This window comes from Bacteroides sp. AF32-8BH (genome assembly GCF_003435205.1).
Lineage (GTDB): Bacteria > Bacteroidota > Bacteroidia > Bacteroidales > Bacteroidaceae > Bacteroides > Bacteroides ovatus.
Genome location: NZ_QVLZ01000022.1, coordinates 107,257 through 113,647, shown reverse-complemented (window position 1 = coordinate 113,647; position 6,391 = coordinate 107,257). Strand labels below are relative to the sequence as shown.

The 6,391-nt window shown below is 44.0% G+C and carries 6 protein-coding genes; 1 reads left to right on the top strand and 5 read right to left on the bottom strand.

Annotated elements, in window-relative coordinates; genetic code table 11:
* Positions 1–217: 217 nt before the first annotated feature.
* Both DWZ47_RS16720 and DWZ47_RS16715 read right to left on the bottom strand, forming a co-directional pair.
* The gene (locus tag DWZ47_RS16720; protein WP_004310114.1) at positions 218–1,042 is read right to left on the bottom strand and encodes an Rpn family recombination-promoting nuclease/putative transposase; all 825 of its coding nucleotides are present in this window, start codon (positions 1,040–1,042) and stop codon (positions 218–220) included.
* Between the two features lie 499 nt (positions 1,043–1,541).
* On the bottom strand, positions 1,542–2,054 hold the full coding sequence (locus DWZ47_RS16715) for an HU family DNA-binding protein (RefSeq protein ID WP_117513845.1): 513 nt from the start codon (positions 2,052–2,054) through the stop codon (positions 1,542–1,544).
* Between the two features lie 250 nt (positions 2,055–2,304).
* Here DWZ47_RS16715 and DWZ47_RS16710 point away from each other — a divergent pair, with 250 nt between their 5' ends.
* Entirely contained in the window at positions 2,305–2,556 is a 252-nt protein-coding gene (locus DWZ47_RS16710; protein WP_004296773.1) for a DUF4248 domain-containing protein, read from the top strand.
* A gap of 196 nt (positions 2,557–2,752) precedes the next feature.
* On the opposite strand, the gene DWZ47_RS16705 is transcribed toward DWZ47_RS16710, so the two are convergent.
* From DWZ47_RS16705 to DWZ47_RS16695, 3 genes are all read right to left on the bottom strand, one after another.
* Positions 2,753–3,280: a hypothetical protein gene (locus DWZ47_RS16705; protein WP_004296771.1), complete on the bottom strand. Its 528-nt coding sequence runs from the start codon at positions 3,278–3,280 to the stop codon at positions 2,753–2,755.
* A gap of 20 nt (positions 3,281–3,300) precedes the next feature.
* Complete coding sequence (locus DWZ47_RS16700) at positions 3,301–5,100, bottom strand: hypothetical protein (protein ID WP_022200250.1); 1,800 nt, start codon at positions 5,098–5,100, stop codon at positions 3,301–3,303.
* A 65-nt stretch (positions 5,101–5,165) separates the two neighbouring features.
* Positions 5,166–6,365 (bottom strand): hypothetical protein, encoded by a 1,200-nt coding sequence (locus DWZ47_RS16695; protein ID WP_117513843.1) that lies wholly within the window; start codon positions 6,363–6,365, stop codon positions 5,166–5,168.
* Positions 6,366–6,391 lie beyond the last annotated feature (26 nt).

Genomic DNA, 6,391 nt, shown 5'->3' with positions numbered 1-6,391 from the left:
AGAAGACAGTTGAAATAAAAAAGAGATTACCACCAAATTTGACGAAGAACCTTCCAATTCCGTTTATTTCACCCAAAAGACATATATAGTTTTTAGCTACTTCACTCTTAGCGAAAAAAGAATGTGTTAAAAGTCTCCACAACTATCTTTTGCTTCATAAGTTACAGACTATTTTTCACTTTCGACCAAACCTTTCTTTCCGATAAAATGAAAGAAATTATAATTTTTCGATTTCTTCTTTCGAAAGCCCGGTAGATTTTATGATAATATCGTCAGCCACTCCTAATTCTTTCAAATTACGAGCTGTTTCTTCTTTACCTTTTTGCAAGCCTTTCTGTTCAGCAAAGTCCAACGTATTAAAATAATCGTTATAAACTTTCCATTCTTCTTCATACTGGGCTCTTTCCTCCTGGGTCATATTTGCTTTGGAAGCCAACTTTTCAAGTCGCTCGAAGACGGCCTTGCGAGCCTTGAAAGGCATCCGGTCAAGTGTATCCATATGCTTTAGTATATAAATCCAGCGTTCAAAATCATTTTCACATTCATCCTCCTCTTTGTTGAAGTTCGGCAGTTCGATAAAAATCTGCCGGAACTTGTTGCTGAAGAGCTTCCCCGTATCCCTGTCAGAAAGAACGATATCCGTTCTGATTTTAGAGGGCATATCCTTGTCCATCACGAAATTCATGAAGAACACTCCGTACACGGCATCCAATTGAAAGTTCCAAACTCCCCTTTTCGCCTGCTGCGTAATGGCCCTAGAAAGATAGAAGAGGGCACGATCTTTAAAGTAAGGCTGTTCCCGGTTCTGCATTTCTACGATAATACGTTCACCGGTATCGGTTACGCAATAGATGTCGTAGATAAGACCTCGTTCTGTTTTTACTTCCGGCTGCTGTTCACTGTTAAGGAACTGAATGTCGGTAATCACATGCTCTCCTACGAGCAAATCGTTCAAGAAGTCGATTAACAACTCCTTTTCTACCTCTCTGCCGAATAAAAACTTAAAGCCAAAATCGGTAAAGGGATTGATAAATCTTCCCATTATATGCTGTGTCTCAATTACAAAACAAAGATAGAGTTTTTTTGTTGAATACGGTCAAGAATAGAAAAAAATAAATGGGTACAAAAAAAGAAGCTGCCTCATTCATCGGGAGACAGCTTCTTCATTTGAACCTTGAGCCTTACTTTACTTTCACTTTATGAGTTGCTCCACGTTTGTTACCGGTTCCGTGAGCTATGTGCGGGCGGCACGTTTCGTTTTTTTTCAGGATCATTTTTTTACACGTACACTAATCTTTTTCCGTCTTACTGCTTCTCCGATGACGGAACCGCAGAACAGCCTCAAGAATGTCTAACAACTTTTCCAGTAATAATTTCATTCGCTTTTCTATTAAGGTTGATAATCTATTTTATATCGGTCGAAGTGCAACCATCAGCTATACCCGATTCGCGGCTACTGATAAGTCTATCAATAAGCTTTAGTTTGCCTGACAAACTTATCAGTTAATCCCTACGGATTCAGCTGCCAGCTGCACTTCCGGTCAAGCGGCCGGGTCCGGCGCTTCTCCTCCTCCGCCACCGGGTTCGTCGCCGTCATCCGGGTCTTTGTCAACGACATCGTCGGCCACAAACGAACCCGCTACATCCTTGATGTGCACAAACTCCACTCCGGTGGTCAATGCGCGGGTAGCACTTCTGTTAGCGGCACGGGTGTATTCAGGGGTAAACTGACAACGCAATGAAGTGATCTGCGAACTGCTGACTTTACTCTCCAACTCCACTCCTTTTCCTCCTGCTTTGGCAATCATTGTAAATGTTCCCAAGCCTTCGAGGCGCACCGTGCGGCTGTTGAGCAACTGTTCGCGCATCACCGACATCAGGTTACGAATCACGTTATGAACATCACCCGCCGTCAGCGAGGCTTTTTCTGCAATCAATTCCGCCATTTTCTGCGTATTGACCATTTTCCCGAATTTCACCAGACGGGGATAATAAAGTTTCTGTCCTTCCTTGTTGGCAAGTGTTGCCTGATAAGGTTTGTAAATTAATGGCATACTGTTTTCCTTTCTTTTTTGATTGATGAATAAATAACTACTGTTTGTAACCGATTACGAAGACAAAAGTACACGAAGAGAAAAAAGCAGGGAAACACGATGTTACAACCCGTCGCAAGAGAGAACAGACAAACACAATTTGATACGATTCATGCCTACAAAGGCTTCTGTACAAAACAGAACCAACCGACATAAAAAGGCGTACCTTTGCATGAGTTCATACAAAATAAACCTCTAAAAAACAGTCAATATGAAAACAGAAACAACTCCAAAAGCAGAAACAGAGAGCCGTACCCGCATACAAGCCTATAGCAAAAGCCAGTTGGCCGGACTTTACCTACCTCACATACAGTCCGCCTCGGCACGACGCACCCTCCGTAGTTGGATTGCCAAGAACACTGCACTGCAAGCCGCACTCGCTCAAACCGGATATAGTGAAAAAGCCATCCTGCTCACTCCGGCACAAGTAAGGCTGTTCTTCAAGTTTTTAGGAGAGCCCTGAAACGACTCTTTTACAAAGAAAATATCATTCGGAGAAAGATAAAGCCAAACAAGGCAAGAAAAAAGGCAAGCCAAAGCAAAGCGGACATTTCATCACAGATCACGCGAATCAAATTATAACTTGCTGATTGCTGTTATAAAGAGTCCAAGATAATCTGTAACGAACTGTCCGCTCATTATATAAAAAAAGGATTATATCATTCCGGAGTACCTTCTCCCGACGGCTTCATCAAATCGGCTGTAACCTCCGCTTTAAAACGGACACCGTCGTGAAGCCGCAGATTCAATTTGACAGTAACATTCTCATCGTTGTTACGCTTCACATAAAACGTTCCCGTCACCCTTTTATATTGGGAATAATAATAGAACGGATCTTCGTAAATAAAGAAATACTGGTCGTTTTGGTACAAGGTCGATGCATCCACCACTTGCCCCTCCCAATACATACCCAGAGAAAACAAAAAATAAGTACTAGTTTTCCCGTCCTGTATCTTTTCCGGAGAAAAGATACAGGTAAAATAACCACCGTCCATAGTAGCCTCACCGGACACGATCCTGTTCGCTTCCCCCCGGAATGAATAAGTACCGATGGAAGGCAATTCCTCCACATCCGGACCGGGATTTACCGGATCATTATCTTTATCGTCACTACATCCGGCAAAACCCACCAGAAGCAATCCCGATAAAACATATAAATTTAAATATTTCAATAAGATTTTCTTCATGAATACACTTCATTAAATCGTCACTCTATTACTGTCACCGCACCTTTATAGTAGCCGGACAAACTGGCATCGCCATATTTCTTAATACCTACCACTTCAAAAGTCATTTCAACTTCATTGCCCTGAAGAGACACCGAAGTCCGGCCTCCCAGAGCCAGATTGCCCAATGTGGTATTAGCCCGACTGTAAGTCACTCCTTCATACGTAATCGAGATTTTCACATTTTCATCATCACCGGAGAATCCGCGGAGCACTCCATCCAGCATTGTTTTCGAAAGACGCACCACTGCATCCGCTGCCGACATTCCCGCCACAGTAGTGATACCTGGTTGTCGTGAAAGGTAAATAACACAAATATCCGCATCCGTCTTATCTATCACCACAGACTGGATAGTGACCGGAGTACCGTCCGCCCCTAAGCGATATTCATTCGGGATCGTCGTATCATACACCGCGAAAGCACCGTTATAGTTACCTGATATTTTAAGGCTATTATCACCCAAATATTTGAGGTTAAGCGTCAATGAATATTCATTATCCGCTGATTTCGATACACTGAACGTACCTGCCGCATCCTCCAGGTGACCTTTGGATATTTGTATTCTTTCTTCGTCATACGGGCTATAATAAGTAAACTCAAAAGCCAGATTGGTATCTGTAATATCCACCTCCTGCCCGTTAAGTCCTGCATTCGGAACAAAAAGGCGCACATAATACGAGTTTACATTTTCCAAGTCCGCAGCAGATGAAATTCCCGACGGAGTGAGATACAACGCTACTCCTGCATCTGTCTTTTCATAGAAAGTAGCTTTGATGTCACGCGTTTTTTCTCCGTTCAACGTTAATATATTCGTCGTACTCTGCTTAATTTCAGAATAAGCACCCTCATAAGAACCTTCGAACTTTTCACCCGAAAGCAAAGTAAAGCTAAAAGTTACTTTCACATGATCGTCCGTCTTTTCTACTTTGAACTTACCTGCCGAACATATTTCAGACCATCCATAAGGCTCCACCGCACCCAGATCGTCAGCTCCCAATTCTGTCATATTATAGAAAGCATAATCCGTACCGTCATAAGACGTGATATCCAATACCTGTCCCAACATATCCGGATTGATTCCGATCATCAGGAACTCCGTGTCCGACATATCTTCCACCGTTGTCACTCCCGCGTCCGGACTAAGATAAAGGTATTGAATCCCTCCGATGACAGTAGCCACCGCCGATTTCAACGGACGCACTTCACTTCCGAAAGAAAATTCACTGGGCAACTTTGCAGGAGCCTTGTAGCTACAACCAGCCTCCCCTGTAAACTTACCGCCACTTTTCAGCGTACAATCAAAAGTAGCTTTCACAGCCGATATCTCATTCTCACCCGGAGTCATCGTCAAAGTGATCTTGCCTTGCGTCAGCACCTCTTCCCATTCGTAAGGGTCCACGGCTACAATAGCCTCACCATCGGCATCCATGTAATAAAGCACATAATCGTCACCTTCAGAGCTGCCTACCGTAACCGGACTGCCCACCAGACTCTTATCCACTCCCAGCATCACATATTCCTTTCCGCTATTCATAAAGTCTTCAAGCGTTTCCAAACTCTGCAACGGACTCATACACACATACACAATGCCATCCTGTTCAAAACAAGACACCGATTTAGCTTGTATCGTCTTATCCTTATACGTATACGTATTCACTGTTTCCACAGGTTCCAGTTCCGGCTCCGGTTCGGGATCAGTGGCCGGATCATCGTCACTACATGCCACAAAACAACTCATTGCCAACATGAATAAGAAAAAGGAAATAAATCTAGTTTTCATATTTCTCGTTTTTTGGGTTAATTATAAAATCGCGTTATTAGTAAAATGATGCCATCCACCCGTGTTTACTGCGGACGATAATCAAATACGGTAATAGGAGCATCCTGCGAATAAGTGGTACGTACATGATTCGGGTGTTCCTTATCACAGTCAATAAAATCTATCGTCAGCGTGTGTTTGTCACCGTCGCGTGCCACAGTCATGGTTCCGCCGTCTATGCGTGCATATTCTTTCATGGCTCCGTTCTGAAGTTTCTCATACCAGGTTCCTCCCGGATAAGTAAAGCCGTTAGGATAGCCCGAAGCTATGTTTCCCGGTTTCAGCAACTCGCGCGGGATACCATATGATTCCTTATCACGCGCCACCACCGTATAAGTACCTGCCGGAATACCCTGTGTTACATCCGTAGCCCATTCCACGAAAAATTCCACCTTCAATACTCTTCCATTACCGGCCGGCCAAGTGTCGACAAGACTTATACTCTCTTCCGCCAGATAAAGCTCGACTACCCGGCACGACTCATCTTGCAGATAATAAGAATCGCCCTTATCCTGCAGGCGGGCTTGCGTCCATCCATTCAGTGCAATATCGGTGGTCAGCGTAGAATTAGGAGTTTCATCCTTGCTTTCGTGACGGTCGATGGTGATTACTTTTCCCGTATAGGTGAAATAACGTTTCAAGGAAAGATCGCCCACCAATGTTCCGCTAATCGAATATCCACCACCGGACAGCCGTTTCACCGTTATTTTACCACCGGAAAGCAAATCGGCATCGACACTCGTAGAGTAAGATTTCACATCACCGTAGAAAGTTCCGGCAGGAATATCCACCTTTCCGGTCGGGAGATCGATTTGATTCATATATCCGAGGTTGAATGTCCATTCATCAAACGTATATCCGTTCAATGCTGCATCAAAAGTGCCTTCAGGGAGCGGAAATTCCGTAGCTTCCGAAGCAAATGGCGGGACATTCAGGCTGAACGCCATGATCTTGCCCGGTCCTATCGGATTACCAGTAGCATCCACTTCCATATCCGTATAAAGCGTCAATACAAAATGATCCGTTCCCACTCCGTCTTTATCTCCCCAGTACACCAGGTTGGAGTTGACAAACTCCACCACTTCCGGCGCCGGGTTTACGTCTTCTCCACCGGGTTTTCCTCCCTCCGGATTTTCGGTGTCATTGTCACTGCAAGCGGTCAACACCCCCACAGACGCAACAGCGAACAGGCAGACACCCAACAACTTCATTATTTTCTTATCCATATCAGACTGATTTATATATTTTACAT

Coding starts and splice junctions, on each gene's coding strand:
- DWZ47_RS16720 (WP_004310114.1), bottom strand. CDS start 1,042: ATGGGAAGATTTATCAATCCCTTTACCGATTTTGGCTTTAAGTTTTTA.
- DWZ47_RS16715 (WP_117513845.1), bottom strand. CDS start 2,054: ATGCCATTAATTTACAAACCTTATCAGGCAACACTTGCCAACAAGGAA.
- DWZ47_RS16710 (WP_004296773.1), top strand. CDS start 2,305: ATGAAAACAGAAACAACTCCAAAAGCAGAAACAGAGAGCCGTACCCGC.
- DWZ47_RS16705 (WP_004296771.1), bottom strand. CDS start 3,280: ATGAAGAAAATCTTATTGAAATATTTAAATTTATATGTTTTATCGGGA.
- DWZ47_RS16700 (WP_022200250.1), bottom strand. CDS start 5,100: ATGAAAACTAGATTTATTTCCTTTTTCTTATTCATGTTGGCAATGAGT.
- DWZ47_RS16695 (WP_117513843.1), bottom strand. CDS start 6,365: ATGGATAAGAAAATAATGAAGTTGTTGGGTGTCTGCCTGTTCGCTGTT.